This window comes from Pantoea eucalypti (assembly GCF_009646115.1).
Lineage (GTDB): Bacteria > Pseudomonadota > Gammaproteobacteria > Enterobacterales > Enterobacteriaceae > Pantoea > Pantoea eucalypti.
In genome coordinates this window covers 2143489-2165984 of record NZ_CP045720.1, presented here as the reverse complement: position 1 = coordinate 2165984, position 22496 = coordinate 2143489, and the positions used below count along the sequence as shown (strand labels likewise).

17 protein-coding genes are annotated in these 22496 nt (G+C 59.2%); 9 read left to right on the top strand and 8 right to left on the bottom strand.

What is annotated here, in order from left to right; all coding sequences use genetic code 11:
* Positions 1–46 precede the first annotated feature (46 nt).
* The gene (oqxB, locus tag EE896_RS10015) at positions 47–3199 is read right to left on the bottom strand and encodes a multidrug efflux RND transporter permease subunit OqxB (protein ID WP_003853459.1); all 3153 of its coding nucleotides are present in this window, start codon (positions 3197–3199) and stop codon (positions 47–49) included.
* A 12-nt stretch (positions 3200–3211) separates the two neighbouring features.
* Positions 3212–4366, bottom strand: a complete 1155-nt coding sequence (locus EE896_RS10010; RefSeq protein ID WP_110411449.1) for an efflux RND transporter periplasmic adaptor subunit — start codon at positions 4364–4366, stop codon at positions 3212–3214.
* 302 nt (positions 4367–4668) lie between these two features.
* Here EE896_RS10010 and EE896_RS10005 point away from each other — a divergent pair, with 302 nt between their 5' ends.
* The 3 genes from EE896_RS10005 to EE896_RS09995 all read left to right on the top strand — a co-directional run bounded on the left by EE896_RS10005 (position 4669) and on the right by EE896_RS09995 (position 5797).
* Positions 4669–5010 carry a helix-turn-helix domain-containing protein gene (locus EE896_RS10005; RefSeq protein ID WP_003853463.1) on the top strand — a complete coding sequence of 114 codons (342 nt, stop codon included), beginning with the start codon at positions 4669–4671 and terminating at the stop codon, positions 5008–5010.
* Between the two features lie 86 nt (positions 5011–5096).
* Entirely contained in the window at positions 5097–5531 is a 435-nt protein-coding gene (locus EE896_RS10000; RefSeq protein ID WP_003853465.1) for a ribonuclease domain-containing protein, read from the top strand.
* 2 nt (positions 5532–5533) lie between these two features.
* Positions 5534–5797 carry a barstar family protein gene (locus EE896_RS09995; RefSeq protein WP_003853468.1) on the top strand — a complete coding sequence of 88 codons (264 nt, stop codon included), beginning with the start codon at positions 5534–5536 and terminating at the stop codon, positions 5795–5797.
* On the opposite strand, the gene EE896_RS09990 is transcribed toward EE896_RS09995, so the two are convergent.
* The 4 genes from EE896_RS09990 to EE896_RS09975 form a co-directional block, all read right to left on the bottom strand.
* Positions 5794–8160, bottom strand: coding sequence for a virulence factor SrfC family protein (locus tag EE896_RS09990; RefSeq protein ID WP_008926243.1), 2367 nt, complete (start codon positions 8158–8160; stop codon positions 5794–5796). The two genes, EE896_RS09995 and EE896_RS09990, sit on opposite strands and share 4 nt — an antisense overlap.
* A complete protein-coding gene (locus tag EE896_RS09985; protein ID WP_039660289.1) occupies positions 8157–11120 on the bottom strand; it encodes a virulence factor SrfB in 2964 nt (987 codons plus the stop codon). Before EE896_RS09985 ends, EE896_RS09990 begins: the two co-directional genes overlap by 4 nt.
* 2 nt (positions 11121–11122) lie before the next feature.
* Positions 11123–12508 (bottom strand): SrfA family protein, encoded by a 1386-nt coding sequence (locus tag EE896_RS09980; protein WP_110411447.1) that lies wholly within the window; start codon positions 12506–12508, stop codon positions 11123–11125.
* A 171-nt stretch (positions 12509–12679) separates the two neighbouring features.
* Positions 12680–13852: a benzoate/H(+) symporter BenE family transporter gene (locus EE896_RS09975; protein WP_039660287.1), complete on the bottom strand. Its 1173-nt coding sequence runs from the start codon at positions 13850–13852 to the stop codon at positions 12680–12682.
* Between the two features lie 121 nt (positions 13853–13973).
* On the opposite strand from EE896_RS09975, the gene EE896_RS09970 reads away from it, so the two are divergent.
* The 3 genes from EE896_RS09970 to EE896_RS09960 all read left to right on the top strand — a co-directional run bounded on the left by EE896_RS09970 (position 13974) and on the right by EE896_RS09960 (position 15599).
* Entirely contained in the window at positions 13974–14531 is a 558-nt protein-coding gene (locus tag EE896_RS09970; protein WP_039660285.1) for a helix-turn-helix domain-containing protein, read from the top strand.
* Positions 14532–14597: 66 nt separating this feature from the next.
* Complete coding sequence (locus tag EE896_RS09965; RefSeq protein ID WP_003853479.1) at positions 14598–15023, top strand: MarR family winged helix-turn-helix transcriptional regulator; 426 nt, start codon at positions 14598–14600, stop codon at positions 15021–15023.
* Between the two features lie 15 nt (positions 15024–15038).
* On the top strand, positions 15039–15599 hold the full coding sequence (locus tag EE896_RS09960) for an isochorismatase family protein (protein WP_039660283.1): 561 nt from the start codon (positions 15039–15041) through the stop codon (positions 15597–15599).
* 44 nt (positions 15600–15643) lie between these two features.
* Here the strand turns inward: EE896_RS09960 and pqqU are convergent, their stop codons facing one another.
* Positions 15644–17764, bottom strand: coding sequence for a TonB-dependent receptor PqqU (gene pqqU / locus EE896_RS09955; protein WP_181405299.1), 2121 nt, complete (start codon positions 17762–17764; stop codon positions 15644–15646).
* 193 nt (positions 17765–17957) lie between these two features.
* Here pqqU and EE896_RS09950 point away from each other — a divergent pair, with 193 nt between their 5' ends.
* Both EE896_RS09950 and EE896_RS09945 read left to right on the top strand, forming a co-directional pair.
* Positions 17958–18818 (top strand): NAD(P)-dependent oxidoreductase, encoded by an 861-nt coding sequence (locus tag EE896_RS09950; RefSeq protein WP_140915580.1) that lies wholly within the window; start codon positions 17958–17960, stop codon positions 18816–18818.
* Complete coding sequence (locus EE896_RS09945; RefSeq protein ID WP_033762954.1) at positions 18815–19594, top strand: AraC family transcriptional regulator; 780 nt, start codon at positions 18815–18817, stop codon at positions 19592–19594. Before EE896_RS09950 ends, EE896_RS09945 begins: the two co-directional genes overlap by 4 nt.
* On the opposite strand, the gene leuA is transcribed toward EE896_RS09945, so the two are convergent.
* On the bottom strand, positions 19515–21230 hold the full coding sequence (gene leuA / locus EE896_RS09940; RefSeq protein ID WP_140915581.1) for a 2-isopropylmalate synthase: 1716 nt from the start codon (positions 21228–21230) through the stop codon (positions 19515–19517). The genes EE896_RS09945 and leuA overlap by 80 nt on opposite strands.
* A 166-nt stretch (positions 21231–21396) precedes the next feature.
* On the opposite strand from leuA, the gene EE896_RS09935 reads away from it, so the two are divergent.
* On the top strand, positions 21397–22413 hold the full coding sequence (locus EE896_RS09935; protein WP_140915582.1) for a dipeptidase: 1017 nt from the start codon (positions 21397–21399) through the stop codon (positions 22411–22413).
* Positions 22414–22496: the final 83 nt, after the last annotated feature.

Below are 22496 nucleotides of genomic sequence, written 5' to 3'. Positions count from 1 at the left end.
ATAAAAAAAGGGCGATCAGTTGATCGCCCTGATTAACTTCTGTGGTTTACACCGTCACTGACTCTGCATTGCCAGACCGGCGCGTCACCAGTTTGCGCAGGGCGACATAGAACACCGGCGTCAGGAACAGGCCGAACAAGGTCACGCCGAGCATACCGGAGAAGACGGTGATGCCGGTCACGCCGCGCACTTCTGCACCTGCGCCTTCACCCAGAATCAGCGGGATGGTGCCGGCGATAAAGGCGATGGAGGTCATCACAATCGGACGCAGACGCAGGCGACACGCTTCCAGCGCCGCTTCCACAATGCCTTTGCCCTGAATCTCCAGCTCCCGTGCAAACTCCACGATAAGAATCGCGTTCTTACAGGCCAGCCCCATCAGCACCACCAGTCCGACCTGCACGAAGACGTTGTTGTCACCGCCGGTCAGCCAGACGCCAAACAGCGCAGAGAGCATCGTCATAGGGACAATCAGGATCACCGCCAGCGGCAGCGTCCAGCTCTCATAAAGCGCCGCCAGCACCAGGAACGCCAGCAGGACAGCCATCGGGAAGACAATCAGCGCGGTATTGCCCTGAGTTGACTGCTGATAACTCAGGTCAGTCCACTCGATGTTCATGCCGTTCGGCAACAGCTGACCGGACATCGCCTCAAGCTGGCTCATTGCCTGCGCTGAAGAGAGCACGCGCGGGTCGGCATCACCAATCAAATCCGCCGCCGGATAGCCGTTATAGCGGATCACCGGGTCGGGGCCATAGGTGGTGGTGATGTTAACCATGCTGCCAATCGGCACCATCTCACCGCGGTCGTTTCGGGTGCGCAGGTTAGCAATATCTTCCACGCTGTCGCGGAAATCGCCATCCGCCTGCGCCATTACACGCCAGGTGCGGCCAAAGCGGTTGAAGTCATTCACATAGGACGAGCCAAGATAGGTCTGCAATGTGCTGAACAGGGCAGTCAGCGACACGCCCTGTGCCTTGGCTTTATCCCGATCAACCTTCACATCAAGCTGCGGAACGTTGGCCTGATAGGAGGAGATAGGGAAGTGCATCCCTGGAGTCTGCATGATGCTGCCCGACAGCGTATTGATTGCCGTCTGCAATGCGCCATAGCCCAGACCGGCACGGTCCTGCACATAGAGCGAATAACCGGAACCCTGACCCAGCCCCAGAATCGGCGGTGGCATAATTGAGAAGCCAAACCCTTGCTGGATTTGCGAGATCTTCGCATTGATCTCCGCGTTGATCTCCGCTGCCGTATGTTTGCGCTCATTAAACGGTTTCAGGCCGAAGAAGACCGTTCCGCTGTTTGGCGTATTAGTGAACTGCAACGCATTCAGGCCGGGGAACGCCACCGCATAGGCGACGCCTTCGGTCTGCATACCGATTTCACTCATCTTACGAATCACTTCATCGGTGCGCGCCAGTGACGAGCCTTCCGGCATCTTCACGCCACCAATCAGGTAGAGCTTATCCTGTGTTGGGATAAATCCACCTGGCACGGTGTGGAACATAAAACCAGCACCGGCCAGCAGCAGCACATACACACCAAACACCGCACCACGGCGACGCAGCGTGCGACCGACCAGTGATTCATAGCCATGCGCACTGCGCTGGAAGAAGCGGTTAAACGGACGGAACAGCCAGCCAAACAGCGCGTCAATGATCCGCGTTAACCGATCTTTCGGCGCATCATGACCTTTCAGCAGCATCGCTGCCAGCGCAGGCGAGAGCGTCAGCGAGTTAATGGCGGAGATCACCGTGGAGATCGCAATGGTGGTGGCAAACTGTTTGTAGAACTGCCCGGTAACGCCCGACAGAAACGCCATCGGCACAAACACTGCGCACAGCACCAGCGCAATCGCAATGATCGGCCCGGAGACCTCTCGCATTGCCTGATGCGCCGCAGCACGTGGCGAAAGTCCCATCTCAATATTACGTTCGACGTTCTCCACCACCACAATGGCGTCATCCACCACGATACCAATCGCCAGCACCAGCCCAAACAGGCTCAGGGTGTTCAGCGAGAAGCCGAGCAGATAAAGCACGCTAAACGTACCGACGATAGAAACCGGCACCGCCAGCAACGGAATGATCGAGGCGCGCCAGGTCTGCAGGAACAGAATCACTACCAGCACGACCAGGATCACCGCTTCAAGCAGAGTCTGAACCACCGCTTTGATCGAGTCCCGGACAAACACCGTCGGGTCATAAGGCGCGGCCCATTTCACATCGTTGGGGAAGCGGGTCGCCAGCTCATCCATTTTGGCGCGAACCGCATTAGAGAGGTCAATGGCGTTAGCACCAGGCGCCTGGAAGATACCAATACCAACGGCGTCTTTGTTATTCAGCTGCGAGCGCAGGGCATAACTGCCTGAACCCATCTCAATCCGCGCCACATCACGCAGGCGCACCAGTGAACCATCTTCTGAGGTTTTCAGGATGATGTCGCCGAATTCCTGCTCGCTCTCCAGACGTCCCTGCGTGTTGATCGACAGCAGGAAATCGCTCTGCTTTTTCAGTGGCTCGGCACCCAACTGACCGGCAGAAACCTGCACGTTCTGCTCCTGCATCGCCGTCACCACATCAGAGGCGGTCAGACCACGCGCCGCGACTTTGTTGGGATCAAGCCAGACGCGCATCGCATATTCGCCTGCGCCGAAAATCTGGATCTGACCGACGCCCGGCAGACGCGCAAGCTCATCTTTCACCTTCAGCGTGGCGTAGTTACGCAGGTAGAGCGAATCATAGGTATTGTTGGGTGAGAACATGTGGACGACCAGCGTCAGGGTCGGCGACATCTTCTGGGTTGTTACCCCCAGACGACGCACATCTTCCGGCAGACGGGCTTCCGCCTGTGCCACGCGGTTCTGCACCTGCACCTGTGCCTGATCGGGATCGGTGCCAGGACGGAAGGTGACGGTAGTCACTAGCACGCCGTCCGAACCGGCCACAGACTTCATGTACATCATGTTCTCGACGCCGTTAATCGCCTCTTCCAGTGGCGTCGCCACGGAGTCTGCAATCACCTTCGGGTTAGCGCCAGGATACTCAGCACGCACCTGCACACTGGGTGGCACGACGTCGGGATATTCACTGATCGGCAGTAACGGGATGGAAATGACGCCGGTGACAAAAATCAGGATCGACAGCACCGCAGCAAAAATTGGCCGGTCGATAAAAAAGCGGGAAAAGTCCATAGCGGCCTCGAATTATTGAGCGGCTGCCGCACGCATGGCGACCTGCTGAGCAGTGACCGGCATGCCGGGCATAAACACTTTTTGCAGACCGGCGATGATTACCTTGTCACCGGCGTGCAGACCCGACTTAACAATACGCAGGCCATCTATCATCGCTCCGGGCTGGATATCGCGCCGCTGCGCTTTGCCTTCTCCATCCACCACGTAGACATATTTCCGATCCTGGTCGGTTAACACCGCTTTATCATCGATCAGCACCGCCTCGAACTGCGCGCTGCCTGGCAGACGCACGCGGGCAAACAGACCCGGCGTAAACTGACGCTGTTGATTGTCGAGCAGGGCGCGCATCCGAATAGTGCCCGTGCTGGCGGTCAGCTGGTTATCCGTGAAATCGATTTTGCCCTGATGCGGAAAACCCTGTTCGCCAACCAGCGCAATCTCGACCGGCAGCGCATGACGCTGCTGGCCCTGACGCGCCATCGCCTGATAGTTGAGGAACGTGTTCTCATCGACATCGAAGTAGACATACATCTGCTGCTGCGACACCAGCGTGGTCAGCACGCTGGCGCTGTCGCCAGCGGTGACCAGGTTACCAGCGGTGATCTGCGCGCGGCTGGCGCGACCATCAATCGGTGCGGTGACGCGGGTAAAGTCCAGGTTAAGCTGCGCCATATCGACCGCGGCTTCTGCGGCCAGCACATCGGCCTGCGCCTGACTGGCAGCAGAACGACGCTGTTCCCACGCCTCGCGGGAAATCGCCTGTGTGCCGATCAGCTTCTCGCTGCGGCCGGACTCACTGCGGGCCAGACTCGCCTGGCTGAGTGCACGAGCCAGTTCCGCTTTGGCCTGCTCCAGCGCCGCGCGGTAACTCCGGTCATCAATTGTAAACAACACCTGACCTTTTTTGACTTCATCGCCTTCCCGATAGTTAACCGAGTCGATGTAGCCCGAGACGCGCGGACGCAACTGCACGCTTTGCACTGCTTCCACTCGTCCATTGAAGTTGTCCCACTGACTGACTGGCTTGATCAGCACGGGTGCGGCGCTCACTTCAGGCGGTGGCGGCGGGGCGTTTTGCGCCACACCCTTGTCGCAGCCGCTCAGTTGAGTGATGAGCAGTACCATCCCTAAGAGGGTTAAACCCTGACGAACCCGGTTCGTAATCATTGTTGTTATTCCGCGATAGATATAAACAGGCGGCCTGCAGGCCAATATTTGCAACTTTTAAGATTGCAATTAATCGCGGTGAGTGTAGGCTTGCGGGGCTGGCAACTGCAAGAATAACAGATACACTTTATGTGCGGTTTTGGGCAGGGCGATGAAGACCTGAACAGATCAGCATAAACCCTACAAAGAGTGCGGCATTTAATGTACTAATAAAACTTGCATTAAATGGCATAGTCAGCCACCCTTAAGTGTAACTGCAACTGATACTAATACTTTTCGCCACGGCGACAGGAGAGACTGGAATGATGAGTGATGCCTTTATTCACGATTTAATCGACTGGATTGATAACAACATCGAAGCACGTCTGGATCTGGATACTGTTTCAGAGCGCGCGGGTTACTCCAAATGGCACCTGCAGCGTATGTTCAAAGAGCACACCGGCTATCCATTGGGCGAATATATCCGCGTTAAGAAGCTGAAAAAATCAGCCGATCGCCTGACCACCACCGATGAGCCGATTCTCAATGTGGCGATCTCGTTAGGTTTCGACTCGCAGCAATCCTTTAACCGCAGTTTCAAACGTCAGTATGGTGTCGCGCCGGGTGCATGGCGTCGTCACAGCGGGGAATCGCACGCAGCTTAACCTCGCCAGGGCCAGCTTGTCTGGCCCGCGCTTTTCTCTGTGCATAAAACTGGTATCATCTGCGTCCTGTTGTCTCGGATGCCATCATGTCAAAAAAACTCTGGATTGGACTTTTCCTTGTCCTCGCGGCCTGTTTCTACGGCCTGAAACCTTATCTGAACACGGGTTCTACACCTGCCCAGGCGGATATCGCCACCCTGACCGATGCCCATACCGTGGCCCGCTGGGTGCTGCAGCATCAGCAATTGCCGGACTACTACCTCACTAAAAGCGATGCGCGTAAGCGTGGCTGGAATCCAGCCAAAGGCAATCTGTGCGAAGTTCTGCCAGGAAAAGCTATCGGCGGCGATCGATTTACCAACCGTGAAAAACGTCTGCCATCGCGTGCAGGTCGTCAGTGGTATGAAGCGGATGTGAATTATCGCTGTGGTCATCGCGACGCCGATCGTCTGGTCTACTCCTCTGACGGGCTGGTGTTTCTCTCCACCGATCACTACCGCAGCTTCAGACAGGTACCCTGATCATGCTTAATCTGACCTTTGACCTGCATCAGCTCACCACGCGCGCGGCCTTTTATCAGGCGCTTGCTGATCAGAGCGGCTGTCCGCAGACGTTCGGACATAATCTGGATGCGTTATGGGACTGGCTGACGGGTGGGATGGCGCTGCCTGCTACGGTATGGCTGCAACACTATGCTGCGCATCAGGCCGATTTAGCGCCAGTGCTGGCGCTGCTGGAAGAGGCGGCGCAGTCGCTGGAGGGCGAACTGCGCCTGATCATTGATTAAGCGCGCAGTGGCCTGAGCAGGGCAACCAGCGCTTCACGGGCTGCCAGTGGCAGATCGCCGCCGCCGGTATAACCATTGTTCTCAATGATGACCTGATTCAGCCCCACCAGCCAGTCGTAGATATAATAGGCAGTATGGTTAGCCGGGGCCGCTGAGAGTTTAGTCAGACGCTGACCGGCACTGAAGCTGACGCTGGGCGCCGGAGGACGTGAGAATATCACCTGACCCCGGTTAACGCGGCTGTCGGGGCGTTCGCTTTCAGGGCGCTGTAAAAAGCCGAGCCAGGCAACAAAATCCCCCAGCACCGTCATCGCCCGCGTCACCTGACGATCGGCGCGTGATTCATGGCTGACGCTCTGCGAATCGGGCTCATGCAGCGCCTGCTGCAGTTTCTGCGCGATATCGGTACGGAAACCGGCCGTGATTAACTCTTCAACCAGCCACTCCATCGTCGCCTTGTCCACGTTGAGCAACGCCAGCAGGCTGCGGTTTTCCGGCAGCTGACGCAGATGATCCAGCCACAGCAGCAGCACCTGACGCGGGAACTGCTGAGCGCTTTGCAGGCTCTGACGCGGCTGAACCGGTGCTTCGGCCGGGCTTTCACTGAACAGGTCAAATTCGAACCCGATGCCGAACTGATTTTCCGGTGCCTGGCTGTTCGCGGGTTTGCTGCCCTGTAATGCTGACTGATTAAGCCAGAGCTGGCGCAGCGCCTCACGCGGCGGCTGCAGGCGTTCCAGCAGTTCGCCATGCAGGCCAGTACGATGCTGCAAACACTTCAGCAGCGTGTCGGCGATGTTCTGTTTGCGTGCCGCCTGTTCCGGACTGGCACCCGCTTCGGTCCAGGGCAGTAAACGCCGCTCAACCACGGTGTGCTGAATCTGCGCCAGCTGAGCCAGCAGCAGGTCGCGGCGGGCTTCCGGCTGCATCTCATCCTGTAACCAGCTTGCCATGCGGTCGACGCCCGCACGATCCAGTGCCAGCATCGATCCCCAGTGCTGACCCGGTTGTCCCATCTGACGCTGCACCGCTTCATCCACATTGACCAGCTGATGACGGGCATCGAACGGGGTAATCGCCCAGATCAGGCGCGGTTTCTCTGCCGATTCCTGAGCGGGCTGCTGACGCTGCCATTCGCGCAGCGTTTCGCTGGCGAGATCCACATCCTGACGGTGACTGGCTGCGGTACAAACCAGCAGCAGGTCAATCGCCTGACGCGCGGCATAAAGACCAGGCAGCAGGGCGCGTTTCTGCGCCAGCAGCTGCGCACGCAGGGGATCCTGCTGTTGCAGACGCTGACGATCTTCCTGGGTGGCCGCATCACCGGACTGACCCGGCGCGGGCAGCTCCAGCATGTCGGCATCATCATAGAGGGCGGTACGCGGCGTCGAACTAAGTGGCGCCAGCACTTCCAGCGTCAGCAGCGCCAGTAATCCCAGCGGAACGTTCTGCGCCTTGCCGATGCGGTTACCGTTCAGCGGGCAGACTTCGACCAGCTGCTGCTGATCCTGCTCGCTGGCTGGCACAATCAGCTGCTCAGCCGGCAGCAGCGAGGTGTCGGTCAGCAGGCTCAGTGGCGCGATTACGCGGGTGCTGTTACGCAGCTGATGACGAAGATGCAGCAGGCTGCGCAGCATCTCGTTCAGTTCCGGCTGAGCTGGCCACAGCAGAGAAAAGAGCTGCACCCGGTCGTCAACGCTGAGCCACGGCGCCAGCTCAACCGCCTGCGGCCAGAAATGACGGTCCAGCCGCACATCGTGGTGTGAACGACGACGGCACCAGGACCAGAGCGTGACCAGTGCATCACCGTCAAGACCGGCCAGCGGCGTAGCGAGGCGATGACGCTGCAGGCGCTGCAGTGCGCTGTCAATCTGCGCGGTGTCAGGCGACGTCTCTCCGGCACACGCGACCATCAGCCGCACAATCTCCGCTTCGCTCAGCAGCGTCAGTTCAACCGGCCACTCATTTGAGAGCGGCTCGCGCTGATGGCTGAAACGGGTCGCGGTAGCAAAGTCGAGATTGCCGGGATTGATGTGCTGAAACCAGCTCAGCTGTTTATCGCCCATGCGGGTCACGAGCTGGCCCTGCGCATCAGCCACCATTTCGTTCAGCAGCCAGGCTTTGCCCGCCTGTGACTGTCCAAACAGTGCCAGCGTCACCGGACGTGCGACCTGCTGCGCCAGTGCCTGCGCCTGTACGCGCGCCTGACGCAGCTGCAGCGTCAGGGTTTCGGCTTCCAGCGCCAGTCGTGGCGACTGCTCGCGGGTAGTTTCAATCCACGTCAGGCTGTTATTCAGGGCGTCCTGCAGCAGGCTAAGGCGTTTTGCCAGCGTTTGCGGCTGACGAGGTTTCAAAGCTTTCATCGTTTACACACGCTCCCGCTGTCAATCCAGTATTGCGCATTGGCATTGCCGGTCGCCGACAGGGTATTCAACTTCAGACTTAACTGCTCCAGCGGCACGCGGGTGCCATCATCCAGGCGCGCATCGCTCAGCACCAGGGTTTCCGGGCCGGAGGCATCGGGGCCGGCTTTTACGGCCAGTTTGATGCGCAGCACGCTCTCACCGGCCACCTTACGCGCCAGCGTGGTGTCGTTCAGCGTCAGGCTATAGAGCGGCGAGGCGGGCCAGCGCTCGTTATCAAGCTGACGGAAGCCGAGACAGACGTTACCACGAATACGGAAACTGCTTTTTTTATCCAGCGCATAGCCAGGATTGTCGAGGTCAATTTCGCTGTAGCACAGGTTCTCATCCGTTAGCGCCTGGTTTTCGTCAAGCATGCCAAGATAGCGAATGGTCGAATAGGGTTCAAAATCGCCCGCGCGGAACCAGAAGCTGCTGAGGCGGAGATCCAGCGCCAGCAGACAGAGCATCGCGCCGACTGCCGCTGTGGATTTCGGGTTGTCGATGCGCCCATGTTTGTTAAACGGATACCAGTCGCTGGTGTGATAGCCTTCCAGCGACAGAATACGGCTGCCCGGCAGCGGCTGCAGATGACGGACCAGCGCCTGAATACCCGGGAAGCGCGACGGGCGACCGGTCAGCAGCAGCACGTCGCACTGATAGAGCGACACCACTTCACACATTGAGCGCAGCGCCGGAATAATTGCCATCCGGTGCTGCATAAATTCGCCATGCAACTGGGCCAGACTGACCACCAGCGGCACCTGCAGCAGGTCAAAACGGCTATTGCCACCCAGTTCGCGCTGAATTTCACCGTTAACAAACGCCAGCACCGCGTCGCCCGGAGGCTGATCGACCAGCTCGCCAAACAGCGCGTTGATCTCGGCGTGACTTTCCAGCGGATCCCAGTTTTCGTAACGCTCCAGCACTGCCTGCGCCAGCGGAATAAACAGCTGTAAGGTGACCTGCTGACGCAGTGTCGCCTGACCGTCCATGCGGCTGTCGTGACCAAACAGCTTGTTCATCAGCGGTTCTGCCAGCGTCAGACCTGCTTTCTGAAGATGCTGCTGCAGCGCCGGTAAAATCCACAGCTGAATCACATCCAGCAGGATATCGTCGCCTGCCACTTTAAAGCCTTCGCGGAACAGCAGGCGCGGGGTGATTTTGACATTGTTGCCCTGACCATCGTCCAGACGATACTGGGTGATGGCGAGGTCAGTGGTGCCGCCGCCGATATCAATCGAGGCGATACGCAGGCTTTTTCCTGGCAGTTCGTCGGCCTCACGCGGACGGTCCGGACGCGCCATGCTGCTGAAGAAGTCTTCGGCACGACCGGCAAAGTTGACCTGGGTTTCATTGAACAGCCAGACCATCTGACCACAGGTCGCTTCATCCCACTCCATCTGCACATCCGGCAGCGGTTTCGGGGTCTGACGCGACAGCGAGGGGGTAAATTCATCTTCGTCCGCCAGCCAGCCTTCCGCTTTCCAGACCAGCGCCAGCGCTTCCTGCATCCGGCGGCGGAAAATTTCACGCTCCGGCTTTGGCATCGCCGATGGCAGCGTCAGGATCACATGGCGCAGCTGACGCGGCGCGTGGCTCTGTGGCATGCGCTGACGCTGTGCCGCGCTGTTCATCTGCATCAGCGCCTGAGCCAGCAGCTCACACAGCATAAAGGTCATTAGCGAACTGCGGCTGTAGTGCGGCGAAAAGACCGGCAGACGATCGTCCGGTGCCAGCGTAGAGAGCGGCTGGCCTTCGTCGTTCAGCAATGTGGTAAAGGGTGCGGCGTAGGCCAGCGGTTCAGCCTGATCGCCAGGGGTGTTAAAGCGCCAGCCTGGCTGATAGCGCGCTTCATCCCACAGATAGCGGCGCGGGCTGGAGAGGCCGGTGCTGCCTTCCAGTCCCACACGCTGCAGGGCCAGACGGCTTGCTTCACGTCCAACGCGCGTCAGAGACGGCCACATAAAGGCCTGTTCACGACCGCTTTCCAGCGAGAAATTCGCTTTACCAAAACGGGTTTCGGCAAACTCCAGACGGCTGTCAAACAGCTCGTTATAAACCTGATGCGGCTCGGAGAGATCGCGCAGCTGCAGCTCATAGGTCTGCTTCAGGCCGTTGCTCTCTTCCGGGTGATCTTCCACCAGAACGCCGCAGGTATGGGAGTTGCCGACATCCAGAATGATATCGACATTGACCGCGGGGGTCTGCAATGTAGCGGCCTGAATGTGAATTTCGCTGAGGTCGAGCTGTTCGCCCAGCAGCTCCAGCAGATTGAGGTAGTGCGCCTGATACTCAAACTCGCGCAGTGCCTGATTAATCGCCTGTTCGCGGCGATCGGACACGCGGTCGGTAAAGGATTCGCGCAGCCAGCCGTCAACCCAGGTCAGATCAAGAAATTCGCCCAGCTCGTAGTTGTGCCAGGCGAGCGCAAAGGTCACGCCATTTTGTGCATCAGCAGGGCTCAGGCCGAGCTGCTCGCCACCGTCCTGTTCCGCCACGCAGCGGGTGTCGAAAGCCAGGCTGACGCGATGGGTATTGCCCGCCGCATCAGGAGTGGGCAGGGCAACCAGGCGCATCCGCGCCCAGTTTTCAGGGCCACCAATAAAGCGACGTCCGCTGGCACAGCGCAGCATCGGCAAGGGCAGCCAGCAGGCTGACAGCAGGGTCAGGGAGTCTGCCAGGGCGATATCGGACTCCGGGCGCACCACTTCAGCGGCACCCCCATCTTCCGGATAGAGCAGAAACTTACCGCTGTTGCCATCGACCTTCAGGCGCAGCAGCGGGCCATTGGCGGTCTGGCGCACAAACTGGCGGCGCGCCGGGGTATCGGAGAGTTGCAGGCCAAAATCCAGAAACTGCACACCGCTGTTTTCAATCAGCGTAATTTTTTGTTTGTCATCGATCAGGGGAGCCAGCATCGTTATTTACTCTCACGCTTAATCGTCATCGGGAAAACCCGGTCTTCAGCATACTGCGCTTCACACACAGCGGCGCCTATACTCGCATGGCAGACCAGCAGCGGCATACGGTAGCGCGAATTGTTCTGGCACTTCGCCGTATAGCGGCTCTCAATAACCAGGTTACCCGCGCTGGTCATGGCGGCGCTGACATCGGCTTTACAGGTGGTATTACCCTGAGCGACCTGCACGCTGCCTTTGCCATTTTTAAACTGGAAGCGCATCACAGGCGGCTTACCGGTTGGCGTTTGCATCTGGTCGATAGTGACCCGCCAGCGGCCATCAATCACCTGTACCTGGCCTTCACGCACGGCGTCCGGCGTTACAATCAGATCATCAGCTTTAGCTGGCACCGGCGGCGTTACCACACTGGCAAGGGTAGCAGATGAGGCAGCAGGCGCGGCGTCGGTGGTGCCCGCGTTTGCCGGGACCTGAGGCAGCGACTCGGGTGGTTTCTCGGCCGTTACTGTCTCCGCAGGAGGCGTCGCAGCTGACGGTGTTGCCGCAACTGGTGCCTGACTCGCAACCGGTGTTGGAGTAGATACCGGTGCTGGCGTTGTAATCGTCGCTGTGGCGGGCTTCGTTGTCGCAACCGGTGTAACCACAGGCTCAGGCTTATGCAGCAGCACGGCCACCGTCACGGCAGCGGCAATCGCCACGGGCGGTAACAGATACCAGATGCGGAAAGGGCGGCGAGCCGCTACAGGCGCGGCTGGCTGAGGTTCTGCAGGCACCACAACCGGCAGCGGTTCAGCCGCCGCTTCGGGTTCAGGTTCGGGCTCAGCGATAATGATCGGCTCAGCGACCACGGGCGTGGCAGGCAGCTCAGGCAGCGGTTCAACCAGTGTAGCCGGCAGGTTTTCATCCAGCGTCTCACGCAGGCAGGCCAGTGCATCATCACGACTGCGTGCCTGGGCATCGACAAAGCCCCAGAAGGTGATAACCGGTTTACCATCAACCAGATAGACATACTGCTGGTCGGGGAATTGCAGGGTTTTGCTCAGCAGGGCACCAAACAGGCGCATCGACGGGTTCTCTGCCGCGCGCGCGCGCGTACTGAGTGCCTGCATATCCTGCTGACAGGCGGTAAGCTGCTGCAGTGCGGCGCGACGTTCATGATCGCTGGCGCCCAGCCAGGATTTCACCCGGCCGTTAATAGGGGAATACCAGTCGAGGCGATCGCCCCGATCATTAGCCTGGGGTATCGCCAGGCAATCTGCCAGTGCGCCCTGACGGCGCAGACGCAGGGTTTCACGAATTTGCAGTGCGGAGGCGAAGACCGGCTGGCCATTTTCACCTAACGCCAGAACCGCATCCAGATTACCGCTGCGCAGAATAGTTTTTGCCACCTGTTGGGCCCTTATCGGTCGTTGTCTGAGGCAGAAAATCGCGTGTTATCGACGATTAGGTTGATTTTACGCGGGGCAATGACAAATCAAACGGCAGAAAAGGAGGTAAATCCAGTGTTTTTTTCATCGGCGGGTGGAAAAATAACCGATATTTCAGCGGGTATCACGTCATCAGACGGTTCTGCGCACCAGCACCAGGTGAGCGATGATGCCGCCTGCCAGTCCCCAAAATGCCGGACCAATACCCAGCAGCGAAACACCCGACGCCGTGATCAAAAAAGTCACTAACGCGCTGTCTCGTTCGGCAGGCACATCGAGTGCGCGATGCAGGCTGCCGCCCAGCGTTGCCAGGAGTGCCAGACCCGCCAGCGCCTCGATCAGCACCGCAGGCAGCGCACTGAACAGCACGGCAATGAGCGCACCGGACACGCCCGCCAGCAAATAAAATATGCCGGCCAGCACCGCCGCCCGCCAGCGCTGCTGAGGATTTTCGTCGACCTCATCGCTCATGCAGATCGCCGCCGTAATCGCCGCCACGCAGACCGAAAAGCCTCCAAACGGCGACAGCAGCAGGCCAGCCAATCCGGTCCAGCTCATCAGTGACGAGACCGGCGGTCGGTAGCCGTGCGCCTGTAATGTGGCGATGCCGGGGGCATTCTGCGAGGCCATCGTCACCAGGAAGTAGGGCACGCCCATCCCCAGCAGCGTGGCCAGGGTAAAGTGCGGCATCACCGGCTCCGGCAGAGCCAGCATAATCGACTGCTGCGGAAAGTGGATAGCGTGCTGCGCCAGCGCAATCACAACGCCCACCAGCAGCGTCACCAGAATGGCATAGCGGGTAAGCCAGCGACGCGCCAGCAGCCAGGCCAGGCACATGCTGCCGCACAGCACAAAATTGCTCTGTAAATCGGCAAAGGTCTGAAGTCCGAAGCGCAGCAGAATACCCGCCAGCATCGCCGCTGCCAGTGAAGCGGGAATGTGGTTCATCAGCCGGGCAAACAGACCCGTCACACCCGACACGACAATCAGCAGGTTGGCGAAAACAAAGACGCCAACCGCCTCATTCAGCGAAATGCCGTGGAAACTGGTCGCCAGCAGTGCGGCGCCCGGCGTGGACCAGGCGGCCAGCACCGGCATGCGATAACGCAATGACAGCCCTATTGAGACAATTCCCTGCGCGAGGCCCAGCACTGACAGCCAGCCCCCAATCTGTGCGGGCGAGGCACCTGCCGCCTGAAACATCTGATAGATGATTGCGCCGCTGCTGCTGTAGCCCACCAGCACAGCAACAAAACCCGAGACCAGCATCGGCAGGGTAAAACGGGACGATTCCGCTCTCGTCATGATCAGACTCTCAGTAAGGTTGTGCGTTATAGCGCACATAGTCGCATGATGCGCTATAACGCACAAGTGTTACACTATTACCCTGGTGTCATAGACCCGTGACCGGAATTCAGGAGAGAAAATGGCAGATTTTCAGCAACACCTGAGCGGCGCGCTCAGACAGTTGCGCCAGGCCAATGGCTGGAGCCTGACACTCACGGCGGAGCGAACCGGCGTCAGTAAAGCGATGCTGGGGCAGATTGAGCGAGGTGAATCGAGTCCCACTGTGGCGACACTATGGAAGATCGCCACCGGTTTTAACGTGCCTTTTTCCTTTTTTATCGACGGCAGCGCACTACCTCCCGGCACAGCGACAGGATTCAGTCAGACTAATGCCGAAATGTCCGTGCGCTCGCTGCTGCCTTACGATCCACACCTCCGATTTGATCTGCTGGCAGTGGAGCTGGCAGCGGGCGCGCAGAGTCATTCTTCGCCCCATGAAGCAGGCTGCGTGGAGCAGGTAGTGGTGATTGAAGGTGAACTGCTGCTGGGTGTCGGGGATGTCTGGCGGCGTCTGCTTACCGGTGAAGCCTTTCAGTTCAGGGCCGACGTGCCGCACAGCTACCGGAACCCGCTCAGCACACCGCTGCGCTTCCACAGCCTGATTCACTACCTGCAACGCCCGGACGTTACAAATTGATACCGCAGCAAACTACACAGTTTACCTTCCTATCTTTATACTTTCGCTTATCGATGGAGACGAGTAATGAGCGATCTGACTGAATCTGCTGCCATGCTGCGGATGCTGGTGGGCAAACTGGGCCGCCGGTTACGCGAGTCGGCACCGCCTGGCGAACTCACCTGGTCGCAGGTGGCGGTGTTGGGCCATCTGGTGCGCGACGGGGCAATGACGGTAACGCAACTGGCGGCTGCCGAGGGCGTACGTACTCAGTCAATGGGCACAACTGTCGCTGGGCTGGTGGCGGCAGAACTGGTGACCGGCGAGCCGGATCCCCACGATGGTCGTAAAACCCGCTATCGGCCCACCGAATCAAGCCTCGCGGTGATTAGCTCAAGTCGCGCGATGCGCGATGACTGGCTGGTCCGGACGCTGGATGCGCGGCTTAGCCCGGCAGAACAGCAGCAGCTGACCGACATTCTCCCTCTATTGCAACGACTTACTGACGATTAACCCCGAGGATTCAACATGGCTGTCACCACACTTGATGCAAAAACTGCGCTGATTGTTATCGACCTGCAACATGGCATTGTGGCGCTGCCGCTGGTTCACGAATCGCAGCCAGTGATCGAACGTTGTGCCGATCTGGCCGAAGCGTTTCGCGCACACGATCTGCCGGTCGTGCTGGTTAACGTGGCCGGTGGAGCGCCAGGCCGCAACGAGCAGGGGCGTCACAGCGGCGAATTCCCTGCCGACTGGGCGACGCTGGTTCCGGCGATGACCCCGCAGCAGAATGACCTCACCGTCACCAAAAAAACCTGGGGCGCGTTTCATGCCACGTCACTGCACGATGAGCTGCAACAGCGCGGCATCACTCAGGTGGTGATTTGCGGTATTGCGACCAGCATCGGCGTGGAATCGACCGCGCGCCAGGCGTATGAGCTGGGTTACAACGTCACGTTAGCAACGGATGCGATGACCGATCTGAACATGGATACCCACAACAACAGCGTAAAATTGATCTTCCCGCGTCTGGGTGAAACCGGCAGCTGTGAGGATATTAAGGCGCAGTTGAAAACACGCGGCTGATTAGCGAGTAGATCCGGGCCACCGCCAGGGTGGCCCGGATGCTTTTAGCGGAAGGCGTAACCCAGCGTTAAACCGACACTGTAGTTACGGCCTGGTGCTGACTCGAAGTAGCGACCATTACTCTCATTCACAATCACTGAACCCACATACTGCCGGTCAAACAGGTTATCGACCCGACCAAACAGATCCAGCGTCCAGTTCTCAACCAGCCACTTATAGCCACTGTTCACAGCCGCCACGGTGTAAGACGGGGTATTGACGTTGTTCTGATCTTCAGCGGCGATCTGGCTCAGATAGCGAACCTCACTGCCTGCGTAAAATCCCTGTTCCGGCAGATAGCCGAGTCCGGCATAGGCCATGTTGCGGGCGATGCCAGGGATGCGATTGCCGTCACAGCTGTCGCTGCCACAGGCGTTACTGCGGTAGCGCGCATCCAGCAGCGTATAGGCCATCTTCAGCCGCCAGTCCCAGGCGAACTGTTGATCCAGGCTTAACTCCAGACCGCGACGACGGGTCTGACCGGCATTTTTATAGGTCGTGCGTCCGCCGCTGCTGGCATCCGCCACAATCTCATCACGGGTGTCGGTCTGGAACAGCGCCGCGCTGACCAGGCCATTGCCGATGCGTTTTTTGCTGCCGATCTCCAGCGTGTCGCTGGTGGCCGGTTTCAGGCCCAGATTCAGGCCCGTCGCGTCATCTGAACGGTAAGACAGCTCATTAATGGTCGGAGTTTCAAAGCCGCGACCGGCAGAAACATAGGCATTCCAGCCTGGGTCAAAGGCATATTTCAGCGCCGCAGCGGGCAGCCATTTGTGATAGCGCGCCTCACCGCTGTCGTCACCGTTACCAGGCCGGATATAGAAGTCATTGGAGTCAAAGTTCACGGTGCTGAAGCGCACGCCGGCATCCAGCGACAGCTTATCGGTCAGCTGCCAGGCGGTCTGCAGATAAGGATCAAGCGTCCACATCAGATTGCGTTCATTGCGGCGCAGATTGCCCTGTTCACCCAACTGCGTCACGCCGTTGCTGACCGTGAAGTTCTCATAGCCCTTGCGGCGCTCGGTCATAGTTTCGTAGTCGAGGCCACCGGTCACGGCCACCGGAATCGACAGCAGCGTGTCGCGATGGGTCCAGCGGGTATCGACGCCCTGATAGTGGCGGGTCAGGGCGATGACGCCACCCGGATGAGACGGAGTGCGCTGAACAGCGGCAGGAATTGACTGGAACTGCGTGGTTTCGCGCATCCCGGCATAGAGCATCACGCTGAGGTCGTCGTTTTCACTCATCTGGCGCTGATAACGCAGGCCACCCTGAGTCTGATCCACCGTTTTACGGGTGTTATAGAGCGAAACGTTACTCACCACCTGACGCGGATTGTCTCGCCATTGCGCTTCGGTTAAACCGCCAGGATCCTGTGCATCAATGTGAACGCTGTTAAACAGCAGCGTCAGGGTACTGACTTCATCGATTCGCACGCCCAGCCGGGCATTGCCGAGGTTCTTTTGGGCAGCACTGTGATCGCGATAGCCGTGAGTGGTGAAGCGGGAGGCGGAGACCGTGTAGTTCACATCCCCGGCGTGGCTGCCGTCACCGGTCGCACCACTGGCTTTGACGCTGTTGCGCCAGCTGCCATAACTGCCGTACCAGTTGCTGGCTTCAAGCGTGGTTGGCTGCTGTCCCTGCTGGGTCGTCACGTTGATCACGCCGCCCGAGGCATTGCCATACAGCGCAGAAAAGGGGCCGCGCAGCACTTCGACATGATCAATTGAGCCGATATCAATATTGGAGGTTTGTGCCTGCCCATCCGGCATGGTGGCCGGGATGCCATCCACGTAGATGCGCAGACCGCGCACGCCGTAGGTTGAACGGGAGCCGAAGCCACGCATCGACAGCTGCAGGTCCTGTGCGTAATTCTGCCTGTTCTGGATCTGCAGACCCGGCACGCTGCTGAGGTTTTCCGACAGATTAACGCGCGGTGCTGCCTGACGCATATCGTCGCCGCTGACCACACTCAGGGCGGCAGGCGTGTCGAGTTCGTTAAGGCCCGTTTCCGGCGGCGCGGCCGTTACGACCAGCGTATTTTGATTATCTGCCGCCAGCAGCGGCAGCGGCAAAATGGCAGGCAACATCAGCAGCGTCGCCTGACGCAGAGAGATTATTTTCATTATCAGAGGCCTAAAAAAGAAGCGTAAATGAATCAGGTGAAACAATCGCCGCGTATGGTAAGGGTTTGATGCGATGGGGTACACCGTTTCGGGCTGGATTTTTTTTCGGTTTACCGCCAGGCTGGAATTCAGCTTTTCCGTGATAAATCATCCGACAGGGTCGGATACAGACAGATAAACCAGGGGAGTCAACATGCAACAACCTGAAGTGGCGGTTCTGGGATTAGGCGCAATGGGGCACGCATTTGCCGCCAACCTGCTGAAAAAAGGCTTTCGCGTACACGGCTGGAACCGTACCCGCGCACGCGGTGAGGATCTGCTGGAGGCCGGTTTACAGCTGGCTGACTCGCCGGAAGAGGCGGTGCGTCAGGCGGATGTGGTGATTGCCATGCTCTCCGATGGCGACACCACCGAGCAGGTGCTGCATCAGGCGAAAGAGACGTTTAAGCAGGGCGCGACGCTGTGCCAGATGGGTACCATTGGCATCGAGAAAACCGACGCGCTGATCGCCTTTTTCGCAGAAAAACGGCCCGATCTTTTACTGATCGACGCACCGGTCTCCGGCACCAAAGCGCCCGCAGAGAACGCACAGATTCTGGTGCTGGCCAGCGGCGATCAGAGCCGGGCGCAGGCGGCAGAAGCGGTGTTTGCCGCCATCAGTAAAGGGACAAAGTGGCTGGGTGAGGCGGGCAAGAGCAGCCGCATGAAACTGGTCATCAACAGCTGGCTGATCGGCATGATGCAGAGCCTGGCGGAGAGTACCCAACTGGCCGGGCAGTTCGGCTTCTCCACCGACGATCTCTGGCAGGTGCTGGAGGGCGGTCCACTGGCTGCGCCTTATGCGAAAATGAAGCTTGGGATGATCGCCAGCGACGACTATACACCGCAGATGCATCTGATCTGGGCGCTCAAAGATGCCCGCCTGGCGCTGGATGCGGCAGAGACGCCATTACCGGCGCTGGAGAACATCGCGCAGCTCTGGCAGCAGGCGGTTGACGCCGGACACGGCGAAGAGGATCTGGCGGTCATCTACCGCTACCTGAAGGCGCAATGAGTCAGCAGCATTTTGACTTCAGTACGCGCCCGCTGGTGCCGCTGGCGCACGACTACCTGCACGGGGCCAGCGAACCCTGGCATCATCACGCCTGCGCCCAACTGATCCATACTCTGAGCGGCGTGGTGCGGGTCGAGACAGAGTTTGGCAGCTGGGTTGTGCCGCCGAGCCGCGGCGTCTGGCTCCCGGCTTTTACCCGCCATGCGCTGCAGATTACCGGCAGCGTGGCGGCACGTACCCTGTTTATCGACCCACTGGCGCGCGCCGATCTGCCCGCCAGTTGTCAGGTGGTACAGATCTCGCCGCTGCTGCGTGAGTTAATCGTCACGGCCCTCAGCCTGCCGGAGCACTACAGCGCCGGGAGCCGGGCTGAGCGGGTGATGGAGTTAATTCTGGATGAGATTCGCGGCATGGATGTGCTGCCTTTTGCACTGCCGACACCCAACAGCCCCCGTTTACAGGCGCTGTGCGAGCAGATCAAGCAGACACCCGGTGAAAACTGGACGCTGCTGCGCGCCAGCGCCCACCTTAACGTTTCGGGCCGCACCCTGGCCCGTCATTTCATGCGCGAAACTGGCCTGCAGTTCAGTGACTGGGTGCGGCGCGCCCGTCTGGCCATCGCCCTGACGCGACTGGCGCAGGGCGACTCCGTGCTGCGGGTGGCACTGGAGCTGGGCTATGAAAGCCCCAGTGCGTTTAGTGCGATGTTTCGTCGTCTGCTGGGCGTTGCGCCCACGGACTATTTTCCCCCTCTAGAAACTGGCCTGCCGCGCTGAGCAGCGCCTGCAATGCGGCACGGGCCGTGTCGTTATCAATACTCACTCCCCAGGCCCGCACACCACGGACATCCACGCAGCTGATATAGGCCACCGAGCGGCTGTCACTGCGCCGTCCCAGCGTGTGCTCGTGATAGTCCTCAATGGTCAGATGCAAATCAAACGCGCTGCGCAGGGCATTCACCGCCGCAGAAAGCCAGCCATTGCCGCTGCCGGTCAGTGTCAGTGAGCGGTCCTGAACCACTACGCTGGCGCTGATCTGCGTCTGCCCGCCGCTGTCACTCTGGCTGTCCGCCCGCTGTAACGCCACCATGGGCCGTGTGACACCATACTGATGGCAGAAGAGCTGCCACAGCGCGTAGTGCGTCATCTCGCCACCGTGCCGGTCTGTCTCATGCTGAACACAGCGGCTGAAATCCTGCTGCAGCGAACGTGGCATTTGTAATCCATGATTCTGCTCCAGCAGCCAGGCAGCACCGCTTTTTCCCGACTGGCTGTTCACACGGATCACCGCCTCATAGCTGCAGCCAATGTCGGCTGGATCCAGCGGCAGGTAGGGCATCTGCCACACTTTCTCCTGCCGTTCGGCGCGGATGGCGAAGCCTTTTTTTATTGCATCCTGATGAGAACCCGAGAAGGCAGTAAAGACCAGTTCACCCGCATAGGGATGACGGGGATGAACCGGCAACTGGTTGCAGCGTGTCACCACCTCAATCACCTCATGCATCTGGCTGAAATTGAGCTGCGGCGAAATGCCCTGGGTATAGAGATTCAGCGCCAGCGTCACCAGGTCCACATTGCCAGTACGCTCACCGTTACCAAACAGACAGCCCTCGACCCGGTCAGCGCCCGCCAGCAGGGCCAGTTCGGCACAGGCTATGCCGGTGCCGCGATCGTTGTGCGGATGCACGCTGATACAGACGGCGTCACGACGGCTGAAGTGACGGCAGAAAAATTCAATCTGATCGGCATAGACATTGGGTGTGTTCACCTCCACCGTGGCGGGCAGATTAATAATCATCGGCCGCTGCGCGTCAGGCTGCCAGACATCGGCTACCGCCTCGCAAATCTCCAGCACAAACTCCGGCTCGGTAAAGCAGAAGGTCTCAGGCGAATATTCAAAGGTCCAGTCAGTCCCGGGTTGCGCCTCGCATTCCGCGCGGATCTGGCGTGCGCCCGCGGTGGCCAGCTCTACGATTTCCGCTTTGCTCTGTTTAAATACCCGCTCACGAAACAGCGGCGCGGTAGCATTGTAGAGATGTACGATGGCACGCGGAACACCCTGTAATGACGCAAACGTGCGGGTAATCAGATCCTCGCGTGCCTGAGTCAGCACCTGTAACGTCACATCCGCCGGGATGCGTTGCTGCTCAATCAGGTCGCGCACAAAATCGAAATCCGTTTGTGACGCCGAGGGAAAGGCGACCTCAATTTCGCGGAACCCGCAGCGCAGCAGCAGATCCCAGAATGCCATCTTCCGCTCCCGATCCATCGGTTCTGCCAGCGCCTGATTGCCGTCACGCAAATCGGTGGAGAGCCAGCGCGGGGCCTGGGTGAGCTGGCGTGAAGGCCACTGGCGATCGGGCAGAGACACGACCGGAGAGGCACGATATTTATCAGCAGGTTGGGTCAGCATAGTATTCTCCTTGTGTTTTTTACCAGTCTGACGACAAGCCCTGCAAACCGCGCGCGCAACGCTGACAACCTGATGTGCAAAAGTGACAACACCCTCCGTGCGCTCTGGTTTGATGAATCCGCCTGGTGGGGTTAGCATGGTCGCCTGTTTAACTGGGTGGACGCTTATGCTGATTTTTGACGGTCACAACGATCTGTTGCTTAACCTCTGGCTGCATCATCGTGATGCGCCCGCTCAGGCGTTTTATCAGGGTATTGAGCGGGGGCATCTCGACTTTCCGCGCATTCAGCAGGGCGGAATGGGTGGCGGGCTGTTTGCGATCTTTGTGCCGCCGCAGGAATATATCGCCCGCACCGTTCCGGTTCGGGCCGATGAGCCGTATCGCCCGCTGGAGATCATGTGGCAACAGCTTGAGATCCTGCAGCAGCTGGCCGATGCGTCAGGCGGGCGGGCGCGACTCTGCCGCAGCAGTGAAGATATTATTGCCTGTCGCGCCGACGGTGTACTGGCGATGGTGGCTCACATTGAAGGTGCTGATGCGCTGGACGAGGAGGGCGAACAGCTGCACGCCTTCTGGCAGACGGGGGTGCGCAGCATCGGGCCATTCTGGAATCTGCGCAGTCGCTTTGGTGAAGGCGTCAGCGGCAGTTTTCCCGGCTCGCCCGACACGGGGCCGGGCCTGACCGCTGCCGGCGAAAGGCTGATTCAGCAGGCGGGTGAGCTGAAGATGATGATCGACGTGTCGCACATGAACATGAAGACGTTCCAGGAAACCGCCCGGCTTTCCCGCGCGCCGCTGGTCGCCAGCCACTCCAACGCGCACGCCCTCTGTCCGCAGCCGCGCAATCTGACCGATGACCAGCTGCTGGCGATCCGCGACAGTGGCGGTCTGGTCGGCATTAATTTCGGCAATGCGTTTTTGCGCGCCGACGGTAAACGCGACGCTGACACGCCATTAACAGAAATTGTTAAGCATTGTGATCACCTCCTGAAGATAATGGGCAGCGACCATGTGGCGTTTGGCTCCGATTTCGACGGAATTACCCCGCCAGCAGCGCTGGGCGATGTCAGCGGAATGCCGCGATTGCTCGCTGCTTTTCAGGAAGCAGGCTATGATCAGACACTGACTGAGAAACTGGCATGGGGAAACTGGCAGCGGGTTTTACAACTGACCGGGCTGTGATAACAATTTCCTTACGTTCCGGACTTGATCCCGACGCGCCATTGGCGCAACATCTGCCTGGAAATTGTGACGGCCGTCTCATT

Coding starts and splice junctions, on each gene's coding strand:
- EE896_RS10005 (WP_003853463.1), top strand. CDS start 4,669: ATGATGAGTGATGCCTTTATTCACGATTTAATCGACTGGATTGATAAC.
- leuA (WP_140915581.1), bottom strand. CDS start 21,230: ATGCTGACCCAACCTGCTGATAAATATCGTGCCTCTCCGGTCGTGTCT.
- EE896_RS09995 (WP_003853468.1), top strand. CDS start 5,534: ATGCTTAATCTGACCTTTGACCTGCATCAGCTCACCACGCGCGCGGCC.
- EE896_RS09950 (WP_140915580.1), top strand. CDS start 17,958: ATGCAACAACCTGAAGTGGCGGTTCTGGGATTAGGCGCAATGGGGCAC.
- EE896_RS10000 (WP_003853465.1), top strand. CDS start 5,097: ATGTCAAAAAAACTCTGGATTGGACTTTTCCTTGTCCTCGCGGCCTGT.
- EE896_RS09990 (WP_008926243.1), bottom strand. CDS start 8,160: ATGAAAGCTTTGAAACCTCGTCAGCCGCAAACGCTGGCAAAACGCCTT.
- EE896_RS09960 (WP_039660283.1), top strand. CDS start 15,039: ATGGCTGTCACCACACTTGATGCAAAAACTGCGCTGATTGTTATCGAC.
- EE896_RS10010 (WP_110411449.1), bottom strand. CDS start 4,366: ATGATTACGAACCGGGTTCGTCAGGGTTTAACCCTCTTAGGGATGGTA.
- EE896_RS09935 (WP_140915582.1), top strand. CDS start 21,397: ATGCTGATTTTTGACGGTCACAACGATCTGTTGCTTAACCTCTGGCTG.
- EE896_RS09970 (WP_039660285.1), top strand. CDS start 13,974: ATGGCAGATTTTCAGCAACACCTGAGCGGCGCGCTCAGACAGTTGCGC.
- EE896_RS09975 (WP_039660287.1), bottom strand. CDS start 13,852: ATGACGAGAGCGGAATCGTCCCGTTTTACCCTGCCGATGCTGGTCTCG.
- EE896_RS09945 (WP_033762954.1), top strand. CDS start 18,815: ATGAGTCAGCAGCATTTTGACTTCAGTACGCGCCCGCTGGTGCCGCTG.
- pqqU (WP_181405299.1), bottom strand. CDS start 17,764: ATGAAAATAATCTCTCTGCGTCAGGCGACGCTGCTGATGTTGCCTGCC.
- oqxB (WP_003853459.1), bottom strand. CDS start 3,199: ATGGACTTTTCCCGCTTTTTTATCGACCGGCCAATTTTTGCTGCGGTG.
- EE896_RS09985 (WP_039660289.1), bottom strand. CDS start 11,120: ATGCTGGCTCCCCTGATCGATGACAAACAAAAAATTACGCTGATTGAA.
- EE896_RS09965 (WP_003853479.1), top strand. CDS start 14,598: ATGAGCGATCTGACTGAATCTGCTGCCATGCTGCGGATGCTGGTGGGC.